21 protein-coding genes and 3 tRNA genes are annotated in these 24,258 nt (G+C 70.6%); 13 read left to right on the forward strand and 11 right to left on the reverse strand.

The genetic code is table 11. The annotated features are described in order from the left end of the window. Together VFF97_RS04410 and VFF97_RS04415 are read left to right on the forward strand one after the other, a co-directional pair. Positions 1 to 1,953, forward strand: coding sequence for a glycosyltransferase (locus tag VFF97_RS04410; RefSeq protein WP_325032285.1), 1,953 nt, complete (start codon positions 1 to 3; stop codon positions 1,951 to 1,953). Between the two features lie 56 nt (positions 1,954 to 2,009). Beyond that, positions 2,010 to 2,942, forward strand: a complete 933-nt coding sequence (locus VFF97_RS04415) for a glycoside hydrolase family 16 protein (RefSeq protein ID WP_325032286.1) — start codon at positions 2,010 to 2,012, stop codon at positions 2,940 to 2,942. 18 nt (positions 2,943 to 2,960) lie between these two features. On the opposite strand, the gene VFF97_RS04420 is transcribed toward VFF97_RS04415, so the two are convergent. After that, positions 2,961 to 4,106 carry a glycosyltransferase family 4 protein gene (locus VFF97_RS04420; protein ID WP_325032287.1) on the reverse strand — a complete coding sequence of 382 codons (1,146 nt, stop codon included), beginning with the start codon at positions 4,104 to 4,106 and terminating at the stop codon, positions 2,961 to 2,963. Positions 4,107 to 4,194: 88 nt separating this feature from the next. On the opposite strand from VFF97_RS04420, the gene VFF97_RS04425 reads away from it, so the two are divergent. Together VFF97_RS04425 and VFF97_RS04430 are read left to right on the forward strand one after the other, a co-directional pair. Continuing rightward, complete coding sequence (locus VFF97_RS04425) at positions 4,195 to 5,217, forward strand: glycosyltransferase family 4 protein (protein WP_325032288.1); 1,023 nt, start codon at positions 4,195 to 4,197, stop codon at positions 5,215 to 5,217. Next, on the forward strand, positions 5,214 to 6,374 hold the full coding sequence (locus tag VFF97_RS04430; protein ID WP_325032289.1) for a glycosyltransferase: 1,161 nt from the start codon (positions 5,214 to 5,216) through the stop codon (positions 6,372 to 6,374). The genes VFF97_RS04425 and VFF97_RS04430 overlap by 4 nt, the downstream gene beginning before the upstream one ends. 100 nt (positions 6,375 to 6,474) lie before the next feature. On the opposite strand, the gene VFF97_RS04435 is transcribed toward VFF97_RS04430, so the two are convergent. Then, positions 6,475 to 8,001: a sugar transferase gene (locus tag VFF97_RS04435; RefSeq protein ID WP_325032290.1), complete on the reverse strand. Its 1,527-nt coding sequence runs from the start codon at positions 7,999 to 8,001 to the stop codon at positions 6,475 to 6,477. Between the two features lie 309 nt (positions 8,002 to 8,310). Between VFF97_RS04435 and VFF97_RS04440 the strand changes: the two genes are divergently transcribed. From VFF97_RS04440 to VFF97_RS04455, 4 genes are all read left to right on the forward strand, one after another. After that, entirely contained in the window at positions 8,311 to 8,718 is a 408-nt protein-coding gene (locus VFF97_RS04440) for a (deoxy)nucleoside triphosphate pyrophosphohydrolase (protein ID WP_325032291.1), read from the forward strand. After that, a complete protein-coding gene (locus VFF97_RS04445) occupies positions 8,715 to 9,980 on the forward strand; it encodes an APC family permease (protein WP_325032292.1) in 1,266 nt (421 codons plus the stop codon). Before VFF97_RS04440 ends, VFF97_RS04445 begins: the two co-directional genes overlap by 4 nt. 76 nt (positions 9,981 to 10,056) lie before the next feature. Further along, on the forward strand, positions 10,057 to 11,271 hold the full coding sequence (locus VFF97_RS04450) for an FAD-dependent oxidoreductase (protein WP_325032293.1): 1,215 nt from the start codon (positions 10,057 to 10,059) through the stop codon (positions 11,269 to 11,271). Positions 11,272 to 11,404: 133 nt separating this feature from the next. Then, positions 11,405 to 12,217, forward strand: coding sequence for a hypothetical protein (locus VFF97_RS04455; RefSeq protein WP_325032294.1), 813 nt, complete (start codon positions 11,405 to 11,407; stop codon positions 12,215 to 12,217). A 304-nt stretch (positions 12,218 to 12,521) separates the two neighbouring features. Here the strand turns inward: VFF97_RS04455 and VFF97_RS04460 are convergent, their stop codons facing one another. After that, positions 12,522 to 14,447, reverse strand: coding sequence for a heavy metal translocating P-type ATPase (locus VFF97_RS04460; RefSeq protein ID WP_325032295.1), 1,926 nt, complete (start codon positions 14,445 to 14,447; stop codon positions 12,522 to 12,524). Between the two features lie 156 nt (positions 14,448 to 14,603). Here VFF97_RS04460 and VFF97_RS04465 point away from each other — a divergent pair, with 156 nt between their 5' ends. Together VFF97_RS04465 and VFF97_RS04470 are read left to right on the forward strand one after the other, a co-directional pair. Then, entirely contained in the window at positions 14,604 to 15,269 is a 666-nt protein-coding gene (locus tag VFF97_RS04465) for a hypothetical protein (protein WP_325032296.1), read from the forward strand. 57 nt (positions 15,270 to 15,326) lie between these two features. Further along, on the forward strand, positions 15,327 to 15,920 hold the full coding sequence (locus VFF97_RS04470; protein WP_325032297.1) for a GNAT family N-acetyltransferase: 594 nt from the start codon (positions 15,327 to 15,329) through the stop codon (positions 15,918 to 15,920). Positions 15,921 to 15,927: 7 nt separating this feature from the next. On the opposite strand, the gene VFF97_RS04475 is transcribed toward VFF97_RS04470, so the two are convergent. Together VFF97_RS04475 and VFF97_RS04480 are read right to left on the reverse strand one after the other, a co-directional pair. Then, positions 15,928 to 16,563: a hypothetical protein gene (locus VFF97_RS04475; protein ID WP_325032298.1), complete on the reverse strand. Its 636-nt coding sequence runs from the start codon at positions 16,561 to 16,563 to the stop codon at positions 15,928 to 15,930. Further along, the gene (locus VFF97_RS04480) at positions 16,547 to 16,927 is read right to left on the reverse strand and encodes a hypothetical protein (RefSeq protein ID WP_325032299.1); all 381 of its coding nucleotides are present in this window, start codon (positions 16,925 to 16,927) and stop codon (positions 16,547 to 16,549) included. The genes VFF97_RS04475 and VFF97_RS04480 overlap by 17 nt, the downstream gene beginning before the upstream one ends. Before the next feature lie 145 nt (positions 16,928 to 17,072). Between VFF97_RS04480 and VFF97_RS04485 the strand changes: the two genes are divergently transcribed. Then, positions 17,073 to 17,735, forward strand: coding sequence for a DUF305 domain-containing protein (locus VFF97_RS04485; protein ID WP_325032300.1), 663 nt, complete (start codon positions 17,073 to 17,075; stop codon positions 17,733 to 17,735). A 108-nt stretch (positions 17,736 to 17,843) separates the two neighbouring features. On the opposite strand, the gene VFF97_RS04490 is transcribed toward VFF97_RS04485, so the two are convergent. From VFF97_RS04490 to VFF97_RS04505, 4 genes are all read right to left on the reverse strand, one after another. Continuing rightward, on the reverse strand, positions 17,844 to 19,643 hold the full coding sequence (locus VFF97_RS04490) for a hypothetical protein (RefSeq protein WP_325032301.1): 1,800 nt from the start codon (positions 19,641 to 19,643) through the stop codon (positions 17,844 to 17,846). A gap of 263 nt (positions 19,644 to 19,906) precedes the next feature. Further along, positions 19,907 to 19,979, reverse strand: a tRNA-Phe gene (locus VFF97_RS04495). An 84-nt stretch (positions 19,980 to 20,063) separates the two neighbouring features. Then, positions 20,064 to 20,137 (reverse strand) — tRNA-Asp (locus VFF97_RS04500). 30 nt (positions 20,138 to 20,167) lie between these two features. Further along, a tRNA-Glu gene (locus VFF97_RS04505) sits at positions 20,168 to 20,240 on the reverse strand. Between the two features lie 231 nt (positions 20,241 to 20,471). Between VFF97_RS04505 and VFF97_RS04510 the strand changes: the two genes are divergently transcribed. After that, positions 20,472 to 21,833 carry a M23 family metallopeptidase gene (locus VFF97_RS04510; protein WP_325032302.1) on the forward strand — a complete coding sequence of 454 codons (1,362 nt, stop codon included), beginning with the start codon at positions 20,472 to 20,474 and terminating at the stop codon, positions 21,831 to 21,833. A 62-nt stretch (positions 21,834 to 21,895) separates the two neighbouring features. Here VFF97_RS04510 and VFF97_RS04515 read toward each other — a convergent pair whose 3' ends face one another. Further along, positions 21,896 to 22,429 (reverse strand): inorganic diphosphatase, encoded by a 534-nt coding sequence (locus VFF97_RS04515; protein ID WP_325032303.1) that lies wholly within the window; start codon positions 22,427 to 22,429, stop codon positions 21,896 to 21,898. Between the two features lie 227 nt (positions 22,430 to 22,656). Here VFF97_RS04515 and tilS point away from each other — a divergent pair, with 227 nt between their 5' ends. Beyond that, positions 22,657 to 23,661, forward strand: a complete 1,005-nt coding sequence (gene tilS / locus VFF97_RS04520) for a tRNA lysidine(34) synthetase TilS (RefSeq protein ID WP_325032304.1) — start codon at positions 22,657 to 22,659, stop codon at positions 23,659 to 23,661. A 31-nt stretch (positions 23,662 to 23,692) separates the two neighbouring features. On the opposite strand, the gene VFF97_RS04525 is transcribed toward tilS, so the two are convergent. Next, complete coding sequence (locus tag VFF97_RS04525; RefSeq protein ID WP_325032305.1) at positions 23,693 to 24,241, reverse strand: DUF937 domain-containing protein; 549 nt, start codon at positions 24,239 to 24,241, stop codon at positions 23,693 to 23,695. Positions 24,242 to 24,258: the final 17 nt, after the last annotated feature.

Below are 24,258 nucleotides of genomic sequence, written 5' to 3' on the forward strand. Positions count from 1 at the left end.
GTGAGAGTACTGCGGGTCGCGCATCACGGCGTGGTGTCGGCGTGGCGCGAACGCGAGCGCGCGCTGCGTCGCCGCGGGGTGGACGTCGCCCTCGTGTCGGCGAAGCGGTGGAACGAGGGCGGGCGGCTCGTGCCGCTCGAGACCGAGGGCGACCGGTTCGTGCGCGTCGCCGCGACGATCGGCTCGCATCCGAACGCGTTCCTCTACGCCCCGGGGCCGCTGTGGCGCGCCCTGGGCGCTCGCCCCGACCTCATCGACCTGCACGAGGAGCCGTTCTCGCTCGCGACAGCGGAGATCCTCCTGCTTCGCCTGCTGCGCCGTTCGCGCGCTCCGTACGTGCTCTACTCGGCGCAGAACCTCGAGAAGCGCTATCCGATCCCGTTCCGGTGGTTCGAGCGGTGGGCGCTGCGAGGTGCGGCCGCCGCGTACGTGTGCAACACCGAGGCCGGCGAGATCCTCGTGCGCAAGGGCCTCAGGGGACCGGTGCGTCTCATCCCGCTCGGCGTCGACACGGCGCAGTTCCGGCCCGCCGAGCGTGAGGCACCCGCCGACCCGCCCACGATCGGCTACGTCGGCCGCCTCGAGCCCTACAAGGGCGTCGACACGCTGCTGCGGGCGATCGCGTTGCATCCCGACTGGCGCCTCGAGATCACGGGTGACGGTCCGCAGAAGGCGGAGCTCGTCGCGCTCGCGGACGAGCTCGGCGTGACGTCGCGTGTCGCGTTCCTCGACTTCGCGCAGGGAGACGACCTCGCCGACCGCTACCGCCGCGTCGACGCGATCGCGGTCCCGTCGATCCCGTGGCCGGGGTGGCTCGAGCAGTTCTGCCGCGTCGCCGTCGAGGCGATGGCGTCGGGCGTGCCGGTCGTCGCCAGCCGGTCGGGCGCGATCCCCGATGTCGTCGCGGATGCCGGAATCCTCGTCGAACCCGGAGCCCCCGAGGCACTCGCCGCCGGGCTCGCTGACGCCCTCGAGCCTTCGCGGTGGGCCGAGTTGCGCGTCGCCGGTCTGCGCCGAGCCGCGGAGTTCACCTGGGAGCGCGTCGCCGAGCTGCAGGACGAGCTCTACCGGGAAGTGCTGCCGGCGAACGACTCCGGCCGGCGTCGTCCGCCGCAGGTGGTCGCCGTCGCCTACGGCGACCCCGCGCTGCTCGACGGCGCGCTGGAGATGCTCGGGGGCGAGTTCCCCCTCACGATCGTCGACAACTCCTCGTCACCCGTGACGACCGAGCTCGCCGTGCGTCGCGGGGCGCACTACATCGACCCGGGTCGCAACCTCGGGTTCGGCGCGGGCGTGAACGCCGCGCTCCGCTCGCTCGCCGAGCGGGGTCTCGCCGGCGACGACGTGCTTCTGCTCAACCCCGATGCGCGCATCGGGCCGGACGGCATCCGGGCGATGCACGAGACGCTCCACGCGCGCCCGCGTCGCGCGGCCGTCGGCGCGACGCAGACCGAGCCCGACACGGGTGCGCCGGTGCGCGTGTGGTGGCCCTTCCCTTCGCCGCTGCGCGCGTGGATCGATGCGCTCGGCCTCGGGCGCTTCGACCGCGCCCGCGACTTCGCGATCGGGTCGGTGCTGCTGCTGCGGGCCGAGGCGATCGCCGAGATCGGACTCATGGACGAGCAGTTCTTCCTCTACGCCGAAGAGGTCGACTGGCAGAAGCGCGCACGCGACGCGGGATGGGACATCGCGGTCGCCGAGGTCGACTCGACCCACATCGGCGCGGGCACCGGCGGCGACAGCACGCGACGCGAAGCGCTGTTCTTCGCAAGCGGCGAGAAGTACCAGCGCAAGCACTTCGGCGCACTCGGGTGGCAGGTCTTCCGCGCGGGTGTCATCGCGGGCGCGACCGTGCGGGCGCTCGTCGCGCGCGGGAGCACAGCGGCCGAGGCCCGGCGCCGTCGCGCGATCTTCCTCGAAGGTCCCATCAGATACTCAGATCGCGTCGGCTGATCGCGGGTTATCGTCGGATGCGGGGACGCACGCCCACCGCGAGAAGGAGGGCACGCGTGAGCACATCACGTCGCAGGCACACGCGCCGACCGGTCGATCGCGCCGTGCGCTCTGCCGTGCGCGCTGCGTCTGCGCTCGCGCTCGCGTCGGCTGTGGCGCTCGCGTCGGGGTGCGCCGCCGAGCCGGGACCGGGCGGCGAGGCATCCGTCACCCCCGCACCGACTCCGACTCCCACAGGACCCGTCGTCGGAGACGAGTCGGGGCTCGACTGGGCCGACGAGTTCGACGACGGACTCGCCGCGTGGCGGCACAGCACGGGCGCGGGGGACTGGGGCGTCGGCTCGATCGTGTTCTACACCGACCGCGACACGAACGCGTTCGTACAGGACGGCGTCCTCTCGATCGTCGCCCGTGCCGAGCAGGGCACGGACGATCAGGGTCGCTCGGCGGACTACACATCGGCGCGTCTCGTGAGCCGCGACGCGTTCCTGTACGGGCGGTTCGAGGCGCGCATCAAAGCTCCGTCGGGCGGCGGCCTGTGGTCGGCATTCTGGCTGCTCGGCGTCTACGACGACCAGACGCGATGGCCCGATGTGGGCGAGATCGACATCGTCGAGCTCGTGCGCGAAGGCGACACGGCGCACTCCACGGTGTGGGGCAACTGGGCAGGCCACGACGAGGCGTGGTCGCTCAAGATCGAGACGCCCGCAGACGACGGCTCGTGGGCGGACGACTGGCACGTGTTCGCCGCCGAATGGGACCCCGACGGCGTGACGTTCTTCATCGACGATCAGGAGACGGGCCGCGTCACGCGAGCCGACATGGAGGACGGGTGGGAGTGGGCCGTCACACGACCGGTCAACATCGTCCTGAACCTCGCCGTCGGCGGCGACTGGCCCGGAGAGCCGAACGTCGACACTCCCTTCCCCGCAGCGCTCCAGGTCGATTGGGTGCGGGTGTACGACACCGAGGTGACGCCGGCCGGCTGAGTCCGACTCCGCGGCCCGTCAGCCGAGCAGGTGCCCGGCGTTCTTCTCCTCGTGCACGCGCTCGTACAGCGCGATCGTCTGGTCGGCGACCGACTCCCACGAGGTGTAGCCCGCCGCGTCGCGCCGCGCCTGCTCTCCCATGCGGCGGCGCAGGTCGCGGTCCTCCACGAGAGGGCGCACCGCTCGCGCGATCGACGCGCCGTCGCGCTCGATGAGCGCGCCGTTCTCGCCGACCCGCACGAACTCCTCGGCGACCCCCAGCGGGGTCGTCACGAGGGGCAGACCGGATGCCGCGGCCTCCAGCAGCACGAGGCCGAACGGCTCGTAGATCGTGGGGAACACGAACACGTCCCCCGCCTGGAAGTAGTCCTCGACGGCCGGCGAGTGTCCGACGAACGTCACGCGGTCGGCCACGCCGAGCTCGCGCGCCCTGGCCTGGAACGGCGCCGCGTCGTCGCCGCCCACGACGAGCAGGCGCGATGCCTCGGGGAGGTGGGGCAGCGCGTCGACGATGGCGCGCAGTCCCTTGCGGCGGAACTCCTTGCCGACGAACAGCAGCACCACGTCGTCGTCCGTGTACCCGTGCTGCGCGCGGATGCGCGCGCGGCGGGGCGCGGCATCCGCCGGTTGGAATCGCGTCACGTCGACGGCGTTCGGGATCACCGTGATGCGCTCCGGGTCGACCTTGTAATAGTGCGTGAGCTCGCGCGCGACGGTCGGCGACACGGCGATCGCACGGTGGAAGCGATCGGGCCGGTAGTTGCGCTGCTCGACCTGCAGCACCGCGTGATGGAAGGGGTTCGCGAGGGCGCGCAGCACCTCGCGGTTGCGGAACTTCATCGCCCACCACGCCTTGTGGCAGCTGTGCGCCGTGATGACGTCCTGCCGCCGCGCCGCACAGCCGCCCTGGTTGTGGACGATGTCGAAGCCCATGCCCTCGAGCGCCTTGGTCGCGGCGGCCGAATAGGTCACCGGCACGACGAAGCCCGGCGAGCTGCGCGCCTCGACACGCAGCCACGACAGCGGCTCGGGGGGCGGCGGACTCACGTCGGTCGCCACGAGCGTGAGGTCGACGCGATCGCTCATCCGCTGCGCGAGCTCGTACGACGCGCGCTCGATGCCGCCTTCGTTGTTGAATCGGAACGACGACATCGCCACACGCACGTCGCCATGCTACAGACCGCCGCAGGCACCACAGCCGACGCGCGTGCTCATAGACTTCACGCGGGGACCGCGAATCGGGGGGAGAGAGATGCGGGTGGTGCACCTCGTGTGCTCGACCGGCTTCGCCGGCGTGGAACGGTACATCGTGACCGTGGCATCCGGCCTCGCCTCGTCCGGCGACGACGTCGTCGTGATCGGAGGCGACGCCGATCACATGCAGCACGCCCTCGCCGAAACCTCGGTGCAGTGGCTTCCGGGCGACGACATGGGCGAGGCGCTCTCGTCGCTGCGGTCCATCGAGCCTCCCGACATCCTCCACACGCACATGTCGCAGGCCGACCTGGTGGGCTGGCTGCACCGGCGCCGCCACCGGAAGCCGCAGCACGTCAGCACGCGGCACTTCGCCGGTCGGCGCGGCAGCAACCCGCTCTCGCGTCTCATGTTCCGGCCGGTGGGCAGGTCGCTCGCCGCGCAGATCGCGATCTCGCGGTTCGTGGCCGAGAACGTCGAGCCTCCCGTCGAGGTGGTCCACTCCGGCGTCGAATCGACGGATGCCGCGGCCGAGCGCCGGCCGTACGTGCTCGCCGCGCAGCGGCTCGAGGCCGAGAAGCACACCGCCGACGTCATCGAGGCGTGGGCGCTCTCGCGCGGACCCGCCGCGGGCTGGAAGCTCCGCATCGCGGGCGACGGGTCCGAACGGCGCGACCTCGAGGCGCTCGCGCGCGACCGGGGTGTCGCGGGCAGCGTCGAGTTCCTCGGGCACCGCAGCGACGTGCCCGCGCTGCTCGCCGAGGCGGGCATCGTCATCGCGCCGACCCCTCGCGAGGGGCTCGGAATCCTCGTGCTCGAGGCCATGGCGGCGGGTGCACCGACCGTCGCGGCCGCGGGCGGCGGGCACCTCGAGACGGTCGGTGCCGCCCGGCCCGACCTGCTCTTCGCGCCGGGCGATCCGGCCGATGCCGCGCGCGTGCTCGACGACCTGCTGCGCGATCCCGCGCGGCGCGAGTCCGCGGGCGCGGCGCTGCGCGAGCTGCAGCGTCGCCAGTTCTCCGTCGAGCGTCAGGTCGCCCAGACGCGCCGCGTCTACGAGCACGTGCTGGTGGTGTCGTGAGGGGTCGCGATCTCGTCGTGTTCTCGCTCGAGGCGTGGGACGACGTGTGGCGCAGGAACCAGTACCTCATCGACGGCCTGCTCCGGCGCGACCCCGACCTGCGCGTGCTGTTCGTCGAGCCGTCGAACGACCTGCTGCACTCCGCGCTCTCGGGGCGGGGCGTCCGTCGGGGACGCGGCCTGCGCACCGCGGACGGCTACGAAGGGCGGCTGTCGCTTTTCCAGCCCGACAAGCTCCTCCCGCGCGTTGTGGGTCCTGCCGCAGATGCGGCCCTGCGGCGGGCGGCGCGGCGCGCGATGCGCACGCTCGGCATGACGAGCCCGGTGCTGTGGGTGAACGACCCCGGGTGGGCGAAGCTCGTCGCGCACACGGGGCTGCCCGCCGTGTACGACATGACAGACGACTGGCTCGCCGCCGACCGCCCGGGACGCGAACGGCGGCGCATCGTCGCGAACGAGGCGATCCTCATGAACCTGTGCGCCGCCGTTGTCGTGTGCTCGACAGGTCTCGAGCGCACGAGAGGCTCGGAGCGGGACGTGGTCCTCATCCCGAACGCCGTCGACACCGCCCGGTATCGCACGCCGCTGCCGCGCCCCGCCGACCTTCCCTCCGGGCCGACGGCCGTCTACGTCGGCACGCTCCACGAGGACCGACTCGACGTCGAGCTCGTCGTGCGCACCGCCGAGGCGATCGCGGCCGACGGCAGCTCGATCGTGCTCGTGGGGCCCGACGCGCTCGCCCCGCACAACACCGAGCGGTTGACGTCGCATCCGGATGTCCGCGTCCTCGGGCCGCGCGGTTTCCGCGACATCCCCGCGTACCTGCAGCACGCGACGGTGCTCATCGTCCCGCACATCGTCGATGCGTTCACCGACAGCCTCGATCCGATCAAGCTGTACGAGTACCGCGCGGTCGGGCGACCGATCGTCAGCACGCCGGTCGCCGGGTTCCGCGACCTCGAGGAGGAGGGAATCGTGCTCGCGTCGCCGGCCGACTTCCCGCTCGCTGTCGCGGCCGCCCTGCGCGAGAACGCTCCGACGCTCACCGTCGACAACGTGCCCGACTGGTCCGACCGGGTCGCGCAGTACGCGGACGTGCTCGAACCGCTGTTCGCGGATGCCGCGGCATCCGCCTCGAACGCGGCTCAGCGCCGCTGATCCACCCCCGTTTGGCGGCCGGACGGGCGTCTCTTGGGGACACAACGCCCGCCCGGCCTGGTGGTCGCGGAACTTCGCCGCGACGCATCAAGAGCGGCGATCAGTAGGCACCGCGCGCCTTGATGACGGAGCCGATCGTGCGCCAGACGATGACCAGGTCGCCGATGACCGACCAGTTCTCGACGTAGCGCAGGTCGAGGCGGACGGTGTCGTCCCACGAGAGGTCGCTGCGGCCGCTGATCTGCCACAGCCCCGTGATCCCCGGCTTGATGTAGAGCCGGCGGTAGACCTTGCCGTCGTACGACATGACCTCGCGCGGCAGCGGCGGCCGCGGCCCGACGACGCTCATCTCGCCGACCAGAACGTTCCAGAACTGCGGCAGCTCGTCGAGCGAGAACTTGCGCAGGATCGCTCCGACGCGCGTCACGCGCGGGTCCTGCTTCATCTTGAAGAGCGGGCCGGATGCCTCGTTGATCGCGTCGAGCGTGCCGCGCGCGTCTTCGGCGTCGGTCGTCATCGAGCGGAACTTGTGCATGCGGAAGATGCGGCCGTCGCGACCGACGCGCTCCTGGTGGAAGAACACCGGGCCAGGGCCCTCGAGTTTGATCGCGAGCGCGATGAACGGGGTCAGCAGCCCGATGACCACGAGCGCGATCGCCGAGATCGCGATGTCCATGAGCCGCTTGGTCAGGTAGCGGCCGCCCTCGAACGTCGGGATCTCGACCTGGATGAGCGGCAGGCCTTCGACGGGCTTGAGCGACATGCGCGGGCCGACCACGTCGGCGAGCGGGTTCGACAGCACGAGCTCGGCCGCCGTGCCCTCGAGCTGCCAGCTCAGCCGCTTGAGGAAGTCGGTGTCGCCCTCGGGGGTGCTCGCGACGATGACGGCGTCGGCGCCGAGCTGGGCCGCCACGGTCGCCGCCGTGTGCATCGAGCCCGTCGCGCGGATCGTCTCACCCTCGACGTTCAGCGAATCGGCGGGGTCGTCGTCGAGCGTCACGCCCACCACGCGGTAGCCGAGCAGCGAGTCGTTGTGGACCGAGCGGACCACGTACTCGACATCCGCCCGGTTGCCGATGACGACCGCCCGCGAGATGAAGTCGCCCTGCGCGCGCTGGTCGCTCAGCCACTGGCGGCAGACCCACCGGCCGAAGACGATGCCCGCCATGCCGAGCGGCAGCGCCACGAGCAGCTGCATGCGGATGCCCGCCGACTGCAGCAGGACGAATCCGATCGCGAGGATCCCGAAAGCCATGCCCGTCGCGTGGGCGACGCGACGGTACTCCGTCGTGCCGTGCCCCACGATGCGGCGGTCGCGCGTCTGGAACATCGCCAGCAGGCTCATCCAGATCGCCACGGTGATCAGGAACACGCGACCGTACTGCCACGGGGCATCCGAGATCGTGACGTTCGCCATCTCGATCTGGATCCACGCGGCAAGGCCTGCGGACGCCATGACGATGAACGTGTCGGCGGCCCACAGGCGTCGCCGGTAACGGCGTTCCCAGAGCTGCCGGCGCTCGACGGCCGGCGCCACGCGAGGCGTGATCAGTGTTCGCAGCGGTGCCTCGGCATGGCGAGGTGCCGCAATCGGTCGACTGAGAGCGTCGTCGGCGAAGGTCGTCATGCGACGACCGCCTTGACACTCTCGTGCGAGGTGCCCCCAGCACGCATTTCGTCCCCAGACAAATGTGCTCGCCCGTCAGCCCGAGTCAGACGGTCGATATCCCCAGATGCGCGCCGGGTCTTGCTTTCGGGTGTCCCGCGCGATGTTTCCCAGCATCGCTAGCGCGCAACGTCACTCTACTCCCGGTTGCGGTCAACCGAAACCCTGTTTTCACCTGTTGTTCACTGCAGAGTTGCTCAATTCTCCGAGTGATACACAAAAGGCTCGTGCCGCCCGTCCCCGAACGGCCCGGCATGCGACGATGGGCGCGTGCCAGACGCCCTCCCGACGATCGACGTCGTCGCCGCAATCGTCGAGCGCGACGGCACGTTCCTCGCGTGCCGGCGGGCTCGGGGCAAGGCCGCCGCGGGCAAGTGGGAGTTCCCGGGCGGGAAGGTCGAGGCATCCGAATCGCCCGCCGACGCGCTCGTGCGCGAGATCCGCGAAGAGCTCGGCGTGCCGATCTCGGTGACGGGCGAGCTCGTCACCGTCGAGCCGAGCGGGGGCGGCGGCATCCGTCTCATCTGCCTGCATGCGAGCCTCGACGGGCCGGAACCCGTCGAGAGCACCGACCACGACGAGCTGCGCTGGGTCGCGCGCGCCGAGCTCGCCGCGCTCGATTGGGCCGAGCCGGATGTCCCGGCCGTGCGCCTCCTCGCCGACGGGGCGTCCGGATGACCGGACCCGGTGCCCTCGCCCGCCGCCTCGGGCTCGGCGACGCCGTCGCGATCGGCCTCGGCGCGATGATCGGCGCGGGTGTGTTCGCGGTGTGGGCTCCCGCTGCCCAGGCGGCGGGAGCGGGCCTGCTCATCGGCCTCGTGCTCGCGGCGGCGGTCGCCTTCTGCAACGCGACGTCCTCCGCCCAGCTCGCGGCGCGGTACCCGACTTCGGGCGGGACGTACATCTACGGACGCGAGCGCCTGGGGGAGTGGCCGGGGTTCCTCGCCGGATGGAGCTTCGTCATCGGCAAGACCGCGAGCTGCGCAGCGATGGCCATCACGTTCGCCGCGTACGCCGTGCCGCCCGAGTGGCACAAGCCGGTCGCGGCCCTCGCGGTCGCCGCCCTCACAGCAGTCAGCTGCTTCGGCGTGACGCGCACGGCGGGCGTGACGAGGGTCGTCGTCACGGTCGTGCTCGCGGTGCTCGCGTTCGTCGTGGTCGCGGGGCTCGCGTCCGGCGACGCGGACCCGTCGCGGCTCACCGACGGCTGGGCGGACGCCGGGTGGTACGGCGTGCTGCAGTCGGCGGGCCTCATCTTCTTCGCGTTCGCCGGCTACGCGCGCATCGCGACGATGGGCGAGGAGGTGCGCGAGCCGCAGCGCACGATCCCACGGGCGATCGTGCTCGCACTCTCGGGCACCCTCGTCGTGTACGGGGTGCTCGGGGTCGTCGCGCTCGCGGTGCTCGGACCCGACGCCCTCGCGGAGTCGACCTCGCCGCTCGCCGATGTCGCCACGGTCGGCGGCTGGAGCTGGGCGGTCGTCGTGGTCGGCGTCGGAGCGGCGCTCGCCGCGCTCGGCGCGCTGCTCGCCCTCATCGCGGGCGTCGGCCGCACAGCCCTCGCGATGGCCCGCAAAGACGACCTGCCGTCGTGGCTCGCGGGCGTCCATCCGCGGTATCGCGTGCCGCACCGCGCGACGATCGTGCTCGGCCTCGTCGTCATCGCGCTCGTGTTCGCGTTCGACCTGCGCGGTGCGATCGGCTTCTCGTCGTTCGGCGTCCTCCTCTACTACTTCATCGCGAACGCGTCGGCCTTCACGCAGCCCCGCGAGGAGCGTCGCTTCCCCCGGTGGCTCGCGGTGACCGGAATGATCGGATGCCTCGTGCTCGTCGCCACACTTCCCGTGCCGTCGATCGTGGCGGGCGTCATCGTGCTGGCGGTGGGCGCCGCGTACCGTTCCGTGGTGCGGCTCGCGCGGAGGCGTCGCTCGTCCTCCTAGCTCGTCCGCGGAGGATTCTTCCGAACTGCGGATGCCTTGCCCGCGGTCGCCCCGTCGTGCGCTAACGTGACCCGACGTGACCCCCTCGGCAAAGGTGTGCATCGCCGGCGGAGGACCCGCCGGAGTGATGCTCGGTCTGCTCCTGGCGCGCGCGGGTGTCGAGGTCACCGTGCTCGAGAAGCACGAGGACTTCTTCCGCGACTTCCGCGGCGACACGGTGCATCCGTCGACGCTCAACATCCTCGACGCGCTCGGCATCCGCGAGAAGTTCGACGCTGTTCCGCACAAGCCGCTGCCACGCCTCGACGTCGTGGCGAACGGCGTGCGCGTGCACGCGATCGACTTCACGACGCTGCCTCCGCCGAACCGCATGCTCACGCTCATGCCGCAGTGGGACCTGCTCGATCTGCTCGCGGCGACGGGCAAGCAGCATCCGACGTTCGATCTGCGCATGCGAGCCGAAGCCGTCGATGTGACGCGCGCGGCGGACGGCCGCGTGAACGGGGTGCGCGTGCGGAGGCGCGACGGAGGCGAGGACGAGATCGCGGCCGACCTCGTGGTGGCCGCCGACGGCCGCCATTCGACCGTGCGCGACGTGCTCGGCTTCACCCCGCGTGCTCAGGGCGTGCCGTGCGATGTGCTGTGGTTCCGCCTGCCCTACCCCGACACCGACCTGCCCGACACGCTCGCGTGGATCTCGGAGGAGGGCATGGTCATCACGATCCCTCGGCCGGACTACCTGCAGTGCGGCATGATCATCCCGAAGGGGTCGTTCGACGAGATGCGCGAGGAGGGGCTCGTCGCGTTCCGCGAGCGGCTGGCTCGCGCCGTGCCGCCGCTGCGGCCGGTCGTCGATCAGCTCGGCTCGCTCGCCGACGTGAGCCTCCTGTCGGTGCAGATCGATCGCCTCGAGCGGTGGTGGTCTCCCGGCGTTCTGCTCATCGGCGACGCCGCGCATGCGATGTCACCCGCGTTCGGCGTCGGCGTCAACTACGCGATCCAGGACGCGGTGGCCGCCGCCCGCGTTCTCGTGCCCGCCCTGAAGTCGGGCGACCCCGCCGAGATCGACGCAGCGTGCGTCGCGGTGCAGCGGCGCCGCGAGCTGCCCACGTTGCTCATGCAGCGGATCCAGCGCGGCGTCCACCGCACGATCGCGACCGGCCGGGGTGTCCGGCTGCTCGACAATCCTCCGACGCGGATGCAGCGGATCGTCATGCGCGTCGCCATCCCGATCGCGCGGCCGCTCATGGCGCGGCTCGTCGGATACGGATTCCGACCGGAACGGATATGAGACGGATGCCGCGTCACGCGGCCGTCGGCCGGGGATCGGCCGCGGCGACCCATCGTGTGCCCGTCCGTACGCGGGTTCTCGAATAGAAGAGCTAACGAACTGGCATGAGCCATGTGGCGGGTACGATCTCGTCATGCTGGCGTGCCCGTGGTCAACTAACCAGTTGAAAAGCCTGAGCCGGCACATTCGGGACGGAACAGCACCGCCGCCGCACCTGCCTGCCTACAGCGACGTGATGCTCTGGTACAACGATGTTGCGGCATCGGTTCAACAAGACATCAACAAGTTGGACTGGACGCCGCTGCTCGGCGAGCGAGCTTTCGAGGTGTCATCCCGCCCAAAGACGATCGACACTCTGAGGCAGAAGCTGCAACGTGACCCTGGGACCCCGCTTCCGTCTGTCCAAGATGTCGCAGGTGTGCGGTTCGAAGCTGAGATGTCGCTCGACGAGCAGGACGCGGTTGCACTCGCCATCGCTGGCCTGTACGACCATGATCCGTCGTGCATTAAAGATCTCCGAGCCACTCCGCACAGCGGCTATCGCGCCGTTCACGTGTGGCTTCGGCTACCCGTGAGAGTTGAGGTCCAGGTCCGTACACACATGCAGAGTGCATGGGCGAACGCATACGAAGCCGCGGCGGATGTCATTGGGCGTGACATCCGATACGGCACGATGCCCAACGACGAACTGCAGCGCGGAATAGTAGAGGCCTTGCAGTCCATCTCCCTCCACACGATTTCCGCGTCTGAGGAAGCGCGGAATGCCCGTGAACGCGAACTGTTGCGGATGCGGGAGAACGCAGGCGCTGCGACCCCAGTCTTCGACGAGCAATTGAGGGTTAGGCTTGAGGCGGAGGCGGCCTCCCATCGAGATGCCGAACTCAAACTGCGCGAGGATCTTCGTGCGATCCATGACCAGTTTCGAGCGATACGTGGGAAGGTGTGAGCATGCCAGGTTTCGTGATCGAGTACCATCGCCCCACCGGCGCCCGCAGGGTCCACGAGTTCCTGGGCCCGGACGGGCACCGAGAAGCAATGCTGTGCCGTTTGAAGCTTGAGGCAGAGCGTGTAGATGAGGACTGGGAGATCGCCTCACTCAACAGCGATTCGATCGACACGCTTATGAAGACCCACGCTCGCTACTTTGCCGAGAGCGAGCTGTTGAGGTCGGCCTAATCTAGTCGGTTGCTTCGCGCGGAGGATCCCGGTGGAGTAGCGCCCCAAGGCCACCACTGTGGAGCCCCGCCGCGTCAGGCGGGCGTCGCGCGGTCGACGGTGCTCGGGGCGGTCGCGCCGGTCGGGGCATCCGTCTTCGTCCGCGTGTCGAGCTCGGCGACCGGGCCCGCGAGCGCCCGCAGCGCGTAGAGGATCGTCGCGAGGTCGACGAGCTCTTGCACGAGCGCACCCACGACGGCCGGGATGACGCCCGTGGTCGCGACGAGCATGAGGCCGATGCTCAGCGCGATGCCGATCCAGATCGCGGCGTACGCGACGCGGAGCGTGTGCCGCCCGATCGCGACCGCGTCCGCGACGCGCGCGAGCGAGTCCTGCAGCACGACGGCGGCCGCGGCGTCACCGGCGGCGGTCGCGCCCTTGGCGCCCATCGCGATGCCCACATCCGCGGCCGCGAGGACGGGAGCGTCGTTGACGCCGTCGCCCACCATGAGCACGGGCCGCGGCCGAAGCTGTGCCGCGAGGTGCACCTTCTCGGCGGGCAGCAGCTCGGCGTGCACCTCGTCGATGCCGACCGACGCCGCGATGGTCTCGGCGGTGGGGGCGGCGTCCCCGGTGAGCATCGCGATGCGCTCGACGCCGTGCGCCCGCAGCCACGACACGACGGCCGGCGACTCGGGGCGTGGGTCGTCGGCGAGCACGAGGGCTCCCGCGTAGCGTCCGTCGATCGCGACGTACGCGGCCGCCTGCCCCGGAGCGAGCGGCGTGCGCTCGGCGTCGGGCGCGAGCGAGCTCACGTACGCGGGCTTGCCCACGACGACCGTCTGCCCCGCGATGGTCGCCGTGACGCCGTTCGTCGCGGCTTCGCTCGCGCGCTCCGCGCGCTCGATCGTGAGGCCGCGCGCGACCGCGGCACGACGGATGCCGTCGGCGAGCACGTGGCTCGAGTACTGCTCCGCGGATGCCGCGAGCGCGAGCACGCGGTCGGCGTCGAAGCCGGGGGCGGGCCGCACCTCGACGAGGTCGGGGCGGCCCTGCGTGAGCGTGCCCGTCTTGTCGAACGCGGCCGACCTCACGCGCGCGAGCTGCTCGATCACGGCGCCGCCCTTGACGATGACTCCCGCCTTGGCGGCGCGCGACAGCCCGCCGAGGAAGGCGACCGGAGCCGCGATGAGCAGCGGGCACGGGGTCGCGAGCACGAGCACCTCGGCGAACCGGGTCGGGTCGCCCGAGATCCCCCACGCGGCGCCCGCGATCACGAGCGAGACCGCCGTGAACGGGATCGCGAACCGGTCGGCGAGCCGTACGACGGGGGCTCGCGAATCCTGCGCCTCGCGCACGAGTGCGACGATCTGCTGGTACTGACTGTCGCCGCTTCGGCGCACCGCGCGGATGCGCACCGCGCGCGAGCCGTTGATCGCGCCGGACAGCACTTCGTCGCCGGCTCGCCTCGTCACGGGCAGGCTCTCGCCCGTGATCGACGACTCGTCGAACGAGCCCGACTCGGTGAGCAGCTCGCCGTCGACCGGGACGATCTCGGACGGCCGCACGAGCAGCACGTCGCCCACGCGCACGTCGTCGGCCGAGATGTCCTGCACGTCGCCCGATGACTCGTCGGACGGGTGCACGATCACGTGCGCGATCTGCGGCGACCGGTCGAGGAGGTTCGTCAGCTCGCGCCGCGCGCGGCGGCCGGCGTAGTCCTCGAGCGCCTCGCCGCCGGTGAGCATCAGCACGATGATGAGCGACGCGATGTACTCTCCGACCGCGAGCGTCGCGACCATCGCGACGACCGCGAGCACGTCGAGTCCGACATGCCCGCGCAGCACGTCGCGCACCATGCCGACCAGCGTCCAGGCGATGATCGCCGACACGTAGACGATCGAGATCCACTTCGCCGTGCTCGTCGCCCCTGCGCTCTCCAGCACGAGCACGGCTATGAGCACGACGAGTGTGACGAGGATCACGGGATACCGCAGAACGGCCCGGAAGAAGCGGGGCATGCGGCCATTCTGCCTGGAGATGCGGTGCCCCTGTGGATGGTGCGTCGCCGGTTCGTCGCGCCTGTGAGAATGGTCGGGGCAGCGGCGCTGTCCGCGCAAACCCCCGATCGCCCACCCGCGTGAGCGAGTCGGCGATCATGAGAGGCCCTCCCCCGGATGCGATCACCTGCCCTGGCGCCGTTCGTTCTGACCGTCACCCTTCTCGCGAGCGGCTGTTCGCAGACGCCGTCCGCGACGCCGTCCACGGATGCCGCCTCGGCACCGGCCACCACCCCGTCGACTCCCATCCCCGCCCCGACGGAGTCGCGGTCCGAGGAAGAGGTCGTCCTCTCCATGGAGACCTTCGTGTACACGCGCGACGGCGTGACCGAGACGATCTCCTTGGACGACGGCGCGCGCATCCTCGCCGCGCTCGAAGAGATCACCGGTCACGTGCCGACGCCGGTCGAGCTCGACGAGTGGTACAGCCGTGGGCTGGTCGAATACGAATGGCCTCATGTGCGTGTCCTCATGTCCGCGGAAGATCAGTCCCGCGTATGGATCACTGTGAGCGCGCCGGAGATCGACGGAGTGCCGTTCCGGACGGTCGAGGGGATCGCGGTGGGCTCGACACGAGCGGATGCCGTCGCCGCCGGGGCGTCGGACCTCTGGGACGAAGACGGGGACGGCATCGCCGACCACCTGCGGCTCGGTCGTCACGAGGTGCCCGGCACGACGTCGCTCGTCACGGGCGAGGTCGGCATCCTCTTCGTCGAGCTCGCCGTAGAGGACGACGTCGTCAGCCGGATCAGTGCGCCGATGAACGACTTCAGCGACATCTGACCTCGTCGATGTCCGACCCCCGCGCGACACTGGCCCCACCGACGCGAGGAGTGCGCCATGGCTGATGGTCGTCACGTGATCAAGCCGCTCACGCCCGAGACCTTTCCGGCGTGGCTGGCGCTCGCTGAGAAGCACAACGGGGTTTGGGGCGGCTGCTACTGCACGTACTTCCACGACGACACTGAGACCACGACGCGCGCCGAGTACAAGAACCCGGAGTTCAAGCGGCGCCTCGTCGAGGAGGGGGTCGCGCACGCCGCCCTCGTGTTCGAGGGCGATCGGGCGATCGCGTGGTGCGAGTACGGGAGCCCCGCGCAGCTGCCGCGCATCTACCACCGCAAGCAGTACGACGCGGGCGAGGCGAACCCGGCACCGTGGCGCATCACGTGCTTCTTCGTCGACCGCGACCACCGGCGCTCCGGCGTCGCACGGGAAGCACTCGACGGCGCACTCGAGCTGATCGCGCAGGCCGGCGGGGGAGAGGTCGTCTCGTTCCCCAACGAGCTCGAGCCCGGCAAGAAGACGTCGGCGTCGTTCCTCCACAACGGCACGCGGGCCATGTTCGAGAAGGCGGGCTTCACGTTCGAGCGTCACATCGGCAAGAGCAAGACCGTCATGCGCATCACTGTCCCGCCGGCGATCGCCCGCTGAGCGGGGCTCACCGCGCCGTGAGCGGGCGCCCTCTCCACGCGAGCACTGCGAACACGACCGCGACCGCCACAGCGAGGCCGGCGATGAGCGGCCAGACGGCGGATGCGGCATCCGTCGCAACCGTCAGCAGGACGACCACGCCGATCGCAGCGAGCACGACCGCGCCGACCTCGAGGGCCAGCGCGCGCAGCAGGAGCACGTGGAGCCGTTCGTTGAGCTCCCGCGCGGAGCGGATGCGCACCGCGAGCGTCGGCAGGATGCGCGTCTCGAGGTCGAGCGCGCTCGCGGCGGCCAGCTCGGGGTGCGTGTACTGCGCCAGCGTCTCGTCGCTCAGCCGCGGGAGGCGTCTGAACGCCTGCAGTCGGAACGCGGTCACGCTGCTCGCGAGCAGGGTCGCGGCCGCGGCGACGAGCAGCGCGAGCGCGGCGGGAGCCAGCGGCTCCTCGGGGCCCTGCACGAGCCCGGCGAACGCGAGGAACAGAGTGGCGAGCGCGACGGAGGTCGTGATGACGGTGTTCGCGCGTGCCTGCAGTGCCTCGCGGGTGGTGTCGGCGGCGGCGAGCTCCTGCTCGAACAGGTGCATGAGCGCGGGGCCGGCGGGGCGCTCGGCCGGCTGCGGCTCCTGCTCAGTCGCCATCGTCACCCACCGGTGCGAGCGACAGCGAGCCGGGGTCGATCTGGGTCACCGTGAAGTGCTCGGCCACCGTCCCCGTACCGGCGTGCGTCTCGGCGGGATACAGCTCGAGCTCGACCTGATGTGGTCCGACGATCGCGACGCCCCGGTGGGGTCCTGTCGCGTGCACGGTCGTCTCGCCGGCGCGCAGCGCCGACAGCACGTCCTCGAGCTTCGGAGCGGGAAACGGATTCTCGACGCGCTCACCCGGGAGGTGGCCGGGCGCCGGTGCGACGGAGGGCGGGGCGCCCGAGGCATCCGTGATGCTCACGATCTCGACGTCGATCACCGTGCCGATGTCGAGGTCGGGGAAGCTCTCGTTCGCCTGCGCCACGTCTCATGCCCCTTCGCCTCGGTCGACTTCACGCTCGCAGAGGCGCGGGCGCGGTGTCAACGCGCGGGGAGCGCCCCGGCGCTGGACTTTCGGCCATCACGCCGCATGATGGACGAAGCAACTCATCGGAGAGAGGCGACCGCACGTGACGACACCCCGGCGACTCGCGCCCCTCGGCGCGGCTGCGGCCCTGGCGTTCGTCCTCACCGCCTGCACGGCCGATCCGCAGCCGCCCACACCCGTGTCGACCGTCCCGGTGATCCAGCCCGGGGCGCCCGGCGAGCCGAACCGCACGCTGTCGCCGGAGGAGGCCGCCGACGCCCTGAGCAGCCCGCCGTACACCGAGGAGGACGTGCGCTTCGTGCGCGACATGCTGCACCACCACGCGCAGGCGCTCGTGATGACCGGCTACGTGGACGATCGCACGACGAACCGCGACATCCGCCTGCTCGCCGAACGGATGGAGATCAGCCAGACTGACGAGATCGCGCAGCTCGAGAAGTGGCTGCGCGATCGTGCCGAGCCGATACGCGATCCGGATGCCGCGCACGACGCCCACGCGGACATGCCGGGTCTGCTCACCGACGAGGAGATCGCGCGGCTCGAAGCGGCGACGGGGACCGAGTTCGAGCGGCTCTTCCTCGAGTTCATGATCAAGCACCACGAAGGTGCGATTCAGATGGTCATCGACCTCGACGGAGCAGGTGGCGGGCAGGAGACGGAGATCGGCCTGTTCGCACGTCACGTCGAGGCTGACCAGGGAATCGAGATCGCACGGATGCAGCAGCTGCTCGCGCAGTACGACTGACCTGACGCCGCCGTCGCCCGCCGCGCGCGGGAGTGCAGACGCCGGAATGCCCGGCGGCCGAGGCCACCGGGCATTCCGTCCTCGTGGGGAGGCTTCGCCTCGGGCGGGCTAGCTGAGCGCCGCGGCGAGAGCCTTGATCGCCTGCACGACCGCGGAGTCCGCCGGCAGGCCGGACTTGCGTGCCGCGTTGTCGAGCTGCGCCTGGACCGCGCGGCTGTTCGCCGGACCCGCCGCGAGCTTCTCGGCCTGGTCGACGTGCTTGCGCACCTCGGTCAGCGCCTTGCCCGCGAGCGAGCCGTCGCGCTCGGCCTGGTCGACGAACGACCGTGTCACCGCGAAGCTCGGCTGGTTGACGATCTTCGACTGCAGCTGGGCGTTGAACTCGTCCATCCGCACTTCGGCCGCGGCCGCGATCTCATTCGCCGACAGCATCGCCGTCGGCGTGAACGCGAGCGTGTCGAACCCGCGCGCGATCTCGCTGCCGAGGACGTTGCCGTTGTACCAGTACGTCGACCAGTACCCGCCGAGGTTCAGGCCGGTCGGGTTCGGGAAGTCGATCGGACCGCGGTCGAGATACGCGATCTCGACCGGGTTCGCCGTGTCGGTGAAGTCGATCACCGAGACGCCGCCCTGGTACCAGGCCTGCACCATGATGTCGCGGCCGGGCACCGGCACGATCGACCCGTTGTGGGCCACGCAGTTCTCCTGCGTGGTCTGCGCGGCCGGGATCTTGTAGTAGCTCCGGAACTCGAGCTTCTTGCCGTCCGGGGTGTCGACGATGTCGAACAGCGCGTCGGCGCCCCACTCCGGCGCATCCGTCACCCGGCAGCGAGCCGACGTGCCGCCGCCCCACTCGTCCGTGAACACGACCTTCGTGCCGTCGTTGTTGAACGTCGCGGAGTGCCAGTACGAGTAGTTCACGTCGGCTACCGCGTCGAGGCGGACGGGGTTGGCCGGGTCGCTGATGTCGAGCAGGATGCCGTTGCCCTGGCACGCGCCCGCCGCGAGCCCGATCTCGGGGTACGCCGTGATGTCATGGCACGTCGTCGTGTTGGGGCTCGGCGAGTAGGCGCCGCCCGACGGATGCGTCGGCTGCGTCGGCCCGTTCTGCAGGCCGTTCACCGCGCCCGTCACCGGGTCGGCGAAGATGCGCGGCTGGCTGACGATCGCGGCGGACGCCGGGTCGGCCAGTGGCACCTTGATGACGTCGATGCGCCAGTGCGTCGGATTCTCGGTCGTCGCGCCGCCGTTGTTGCAGTCGGCCAGCTCGGCCGCCGGACGGATGCTCGACGTGCCCGAGTTGTAGACGTAGATGTTCGCCGGGTCATCCGGGTCGGTGACGAGCGTGTGCGTATGCGAGCCCTTGCATGTCTGCACGCCGCCGATCTGCACCGGATTGTCGAGGTCCGAGATGTCGAAGATGCGCACGCCGCGGAACCGTTCGGGGTTCACGGCTCCCGATGCCCCCTGCGTTCCGCAGTCGATGCGGCCGCGGGTCTCCTCGACCGACATGAAGAGGAGGTCGCCGTAGACCGAGACGTCGCCCTGCCCGCCGGGACACACGACCTGCGTGCGCAACTGCGGCGCCGCCGGGTCGGAGACGTCGTAGATCTGGAAGCCGTTGAAGTTGCCCACGATCGCGTGGTCGCCGGTGAACGCGAGATCCGAGTTCACGAACCCGAAGTTGCCCGGGTTCGCGTCGAACGGTCCGGAACGGGGCAGGTTCGCGAGCACTTCGATGCCGCTCGCGGCCACACCGGCGTCGAAGTAGCCGGGCTCGAGTCCCTCACGTGGATCGTTCTGCGCGGAGGCGGCGTTGGCGGTCAGGAGCGATGCCCCGAGCAGGATGGCTCCCGCGAGGGCGAGGGTCCTGCTCCGCCACCGCGCGGATGGGCGGGTCGTCTTCATCGATGTTCCCTCTCATTTGCGCGTTGGTTCTGTCGCCTCCGGCAGGGGAACTGCGCGCACAACGTCGTGCGGGGAGCCGGCCCTGGGGAGGCCTGTGACGCGAAATCTAGCGGCTGCGCGAGGGGGCGCACCAGAGGTGTCGTCGCGTGCGGAGCGCAAGCGCGTGAACGAAGGATGCGGCGCACGTTTCCTCGTGGAAAGCAAAACCCCCGCGATGTAGAAGCTACGCGGGGGTTTCTGGGGTGATGTAACGGTCACCCTTGTGGCTCCGACCGGCATCGATCCGGTGACCTTTCGATTTTCAGTCGAACGCTCTACCAACTGAGCTACAGAGCCGCGCGGCATCCGTTTCGATTGCTCGACGCGATGCCACGTCCTAGACGAAAGGCCCTCTTCGAGAAAAGGGCCCGTCGCTCGGAGCGACCCTGACGGGACTTGAACCCGCGACCTCCGCCGTGACAGGGCGGCACGCTAACCAACTGCGCTACAGGGCCATGCTTGTTCAGTTGTGGGTTTGGGCTGAGTGACCCCAACGGGATTCGAACCCGTGCTACCGCCGTGAAAGGGCGGCGTCCTAGGCCGCTAAACGATGGGGCCGGGTGAACCCGGGGGCTCACGCTTACCGACGATCCAGCATACGCAGGAGACCGCCGATCCGCCAAATCGAGGGCGCGCGGCCGGGCCTCGGAAACCGACCCGCCGTAAGGAAACTGATGCGTTCTCGCGGCTCTGGGCGCAATATGGGAGGCACAGTGTGGTCCTACCTGTTGCGCGTGTGACTGATGTTGCTAGTGTGATGTGCGTCGACGACCGCAAGGAGGGGTGCGCGTGCAGACCGAGGAGGCGTACGACGACTGCGGCTGTGCGCCCACGCCGCGTGAGCGCAGCCTGCTCTGGCCCGAGTCGGTATCGCGGCGCGGCGTGCTCGGCCTGGGTGCTCTCGGGGTCATAGCCCTCGGCTCCATCGGCGGCGCCTTCTCCGCTGCGCCGGCTGCCTTCGCTGCGCAGTACCCCACGTGGGAGGAAGTCGAGAAGGCGCGCGCGAACCAAGCCGCCAAGGCCGCCGAGGTCTCCAAGATCGAGGGCCTCATCCGCAACCTCCAGAACGAGGTGGCGCGCACGCAGGCCGAGGCCAAGCGCACGTCCGACGAGTTCTACGAAGCGCAGCAGGCCTACTTCGAGGCCGCCCTCTATGCCGAGCAGCTCCAGGAGCAGGCTGACGCCGAGGCCGCGAAGGCCGACGAAGCGGCCGCCAAAGCCGGACGCGTCGCCGCGCAGCTGTACCGCAAGGGCGGCGACGACACATCGCTCGAGCTGTTCTTCTCCGGGTCGGCCGCGACCGCCGACGACCTCCTCGCGCGGCTCGGAACGATGGACAAGCTCCTCGAGCGCAACCAGGCGGTGTACGCCGACGCGATCACGGCGCGCGACTCCGCACAGAGCCTCAGCGACCAGGCCGCCGTCGCGCGCGACGAGCGCGATCGGCTGCAGAAGATCGCCGAGCAGAAGATGATCGAGGCCCAGCAGGCTGCGGATGCCGCAGAGGCCGCCCTCGCCGAGCAGAAGTCCCGCAAGGTCGAGCTCGACGCACAGCTCGCCGCGCTCAAGGACACGACCGCCAAGACGCTCGCCGGCTACAAGGCCGGCGTCGAAGCCGAGCGCAAGGCGCGCGAGGAGCGCGAGCGTCGGGCTCGCGAAGAGGCCGAGCGCCGTGCCCGTGAGCAGGCCGCGTCGGGCGGCGGCGGTGGCGGCGGTGGAGGTGGAGTCGTCGGGTCCGGCTGGGCGCGCCCGTCCTCCGGATGGCGCAGCTCGGGATACGGCCCCCGCACGGTGCAGTGCGGCAACAGCTACTGCTCGTCGGGCTTCCACTACGGCGTCGACCTCGCCGCCGGCTGCTACTCGGGCATCTTCGCCGCGGCATCCGGTCGTGTCGTCTACGCCGGCTACAACGGCGGCTACGGCAACTACATCAAGATCGACCACGGCGGCGGCATCGGCACCGGCTACGGTCACATCGCGACCGGTCACATCTACGTGAGCTACGGCCAGTGGGTCAACGCCGGCCAGCTCATCGCCGGCGAAGGCAACACCGGCAACTCGTTCGGCTGCCACCTGCACTTCGAGACGTACGTCAACGGATCGCCGGTGAACCCCATCGGCTTCATGGCGGCGCGAGGCATCTCCGTCTGACCTCGGGCCGGTTCTCAGACGAAGGGCGGATGCCGAAGCATCCGCCCGTCTGAAGAAGGAAGTCAGATCGTCTTCGGTGCCTCGCCCGCGCCCTGGGTCGCGGTCTGGCCCTCGTTCTCGTGGAAGCGGTCGAACGCCTCCGACACGAGCCGCTCGGCCTCGGCGGCGTTGGCCCACTCGTCGACCTTGACCCACTTGCCGGGCTCGAGGTCCTTGTAGTGCTCGAAGAAGTGGCCGATCTCGGACTTGGTCCACTCGTCGATGTCGTCGACGTCCTGGATGTGGTCCCAACGCGGGTCCTTCGCGAGCACCGCGACGACCTTGTCGTCGCCGCCGGCCTCATCGCTCATCTTGAGGACGCCGACGGGGCGCACCTTCGCGAGGATGCCGGGGTAGAGGTCGCGGTCGAGCAGCAGCAGCACGTCGAGCGGGTCGCCGTCCTCGCCGAGCGTGTCTTCGAAGAAGCCGTAGTTGGCGGGGTAGCCCATCGGGGTGAAGAGCACCCGGTCGAGGAAGACGCGGCCGGTGCCGTGGTCGACCTCGTACTTCACGCGGCTGCCGCGCGGGATCTCGATGACGGCGTCGTAAGCGCCCATGTGGTGCTCCTTCTGAAGACTGCGGGAATGCCGCGGACAAGCCTAGTCGCGGGCGTCGCGCGTGCAGAACTCCGGAGATTCCGGCCGTTCGACGCCCCGATGCGGCCGATCAGGCGCCGAAGAGCCCGAATCTCCGGAGTTCTGCACAGCGGTTTCGGCGCTCGGCACGGCGGTTCCGGCGCTCTGCACGGCGGTTTCGGCGCTCGGCACGGCGGTACGGTGGGCGCGTGGAACACCGACCCGGCCTCGACCCCGCCGTCGCGGAGGTGCGCCTCGCCGTGCGCCGCGCACTCGGCGACCTCGCGCCGGGTTCGGCGGTCGTCGTCGCGCTCTCGGGCGGGGCCGACTCCCTCGCGCTCGCGTCCGCCGTCGCGTTCGAGGCTCCGAAGATCGGCCTGCGGGCGACGGCGGTGACCGTCGACCACGGTCTGCAAGACGGTTCGGCGGATGCCGCGACCGGCGCGGCCGGCAGGGCGCGTGCGCTCGGGCTCGACGCCCGCGTCGTCAGGGTCGAGGTCTCGGGCGGCGACGGCCCCGAGGCGGCGGCTCGCGCCGCGCGGTACGAGGCTCTCGCAGCCGAGGCCCGCGCCACCGGAAGCATCGCCGTCGTCACCGGCCACACCCTCGACGACCAGGCCGAGACCGTCCTCCTCGGACTCGCCCGCGGGTCGGGCGCCGCGAGCCTGCAGGGCATGGCACCCGTCTCGGCTCTCGCGAACGGGGTCGCGCTGCTCCGTCCGCTTCTCGGCGTGCGCCGTGCGAGGACTCGCGCCGCATGCGCGGCGGAGGGCCTCGAGCCGTGGGACGACCCGCACAACCTCGACCCGCGCTTCGCGCGCGTGCGCGTGCGCGAGAGGGTGCTGCCGGTCCTCGAGGAGGAGCTCGGGCCGGGGATCGCCGAAGCGCTCGCGCGCACCGCCGAGCAGCTGCGCGAAGACGCGGAGGCCTTCGCCGACATGATCGACGAGATCATCGAAGACATCGTCGAGCACGCCGAGGCCGGCATCTCGGTGTCGGTCGCGGCGCTCGCGGCCAACCCCGCGGCGCTGCGCAACCGGATCATCCGTCACGTCGTCGCGGCGGAGTTCGGCGAGAGCCTCACGCGCACGCAGACCCTCGAGGTCGCACGCCTCGTGACGGACTGGTCGGGCCAGGGCCCGATCGACCTTCCCGGATGCCGCGCCCACCGCGCCGGCGCCCGCATCGTCTTCACCGCGAACGCGCGACGCTGACGTCCGCACGCGGCGGGTGAGGCATCCGTCTCTACTTGTTGCCGCCGAACAGCCCGCCCAGCAGCCCTCCGATGTCGAGGCCGCCACCCTGCTGCTGCCCGCCTCCGCCGCCGAGCAGTCCGCCGATGAGGTCGCCGATGCCGCCTCCCGAGGACTCCTGCGGCTGGGCCTGGGCCTGCGCCTCGCCCGCCGGCTGCTGTTTCTTCGCGAGGAGGCCCATCACGATGGGCGCGAGCATCGGCAAGAGCTTGCCGAAGTCGATGCCCGCGGTCTGGGGCGCCTCGGTGAGCGTCTGCTTGACGGCCTGCTCCCGCTCGCCGAACACGTGCTGGAGGATCTTCTCGCCGTCCTGGGTGTCGACGCTGTCGACGTCGACGGAGTCGCCGAGGCCCTGGTGCTGCCCGAGCGCCTTCTGGATCGCTGCCGCGCCGTCGGGCGACTGCGCGTTCTTCTGCAGGCCGGTGAGGATCGCGCCTCCGCCCTGCTCGACCGCCTGCGCGGCCGTGTCTGGGTCGACCCCCAGCTTCGACGCGAGTTGATCGATGGGGATCATCTTGAGGATGTCGTCCAGTCCAGCCATCGCAGCCACCTCCGGAT

Source organism: Microbacterium sp., assembly GCF_035687345.1.
GTDB lineage: Bacteria > Actinomycetota > Actinomycetes > Actinomycetales > Microbacteriaceae > Microbacterium.

Coding starts and splice junctions, on each gene's coding strand:
- VFF97_RS04470 (WP_325032297.1), top strand. CDS start 15,327: ATGGCTGATGGTCGTCACGTGATCAAGCCGCTCACGCCCGAGACCTTT.
- VFF97_RS04525 (WP_325032305.1), bottom strand. CDS start 24,241: ATGGCTGGACTGGACGACATCCTCAAGATGATCCCCATCGATCAACTC.
- VFF97_RS04515 (WP_325032303.1), bottom strand. CDS start 22,429: ATGGGCGCTTACGACGCCGTCATCGAGATCCCGCGCGGCAGCCGCGTG.
- VFF97_RS04455 (WP_325032294.1), top strand. CDS start 11,405: ATGCTGGCGTGCCCGTGGTCAACTAACCAGTTGAAAAGCCTGAGCCGG.
- VFF97_RS04445 (WP_325032292.1), top strand. CDS start 8,715: ATGACCGGACCCGGTGCCCTCGCCCGCCGCCTCGGGCTCGGCGACGCC.
- VFF97_RS04465 (WP_325032296.1), top strand. CDS start 14,604: ATGCGATCACCTGCCCTGGCGCCGTTCGTTCTGACCGTCACCCTTCTC.
- VFF97_RS04425 (WP_325032288.1), top strand. CDS start 4,195: ATGCGGGTGGTGCACCTCGTGTGCTCGACCGGCTTCGCCGGCGTGGAA.
- VFF97_RS04460 (WP_325032295.1), bottom strand. CDS start 14,447: ATGCCCCGCTTCTTCCGGGCCGTTCTGCGGTATCCCGTGATCCTCGTC.
- VFF97_RS04490 (WP_325032301.1), bottom strand. CDS start 19,643: ATGAAGACGACCCGCCCATCCGCGCGGTGGCGGAGCAGGACCCTCGCC.
- VFF97_RS04435 (WP_325032290.1), bottom strand. CDS start 8,001: ATGACGACCTTCGCCGACGACGCTCTCAGTCGACCGATTGCGGCACCT.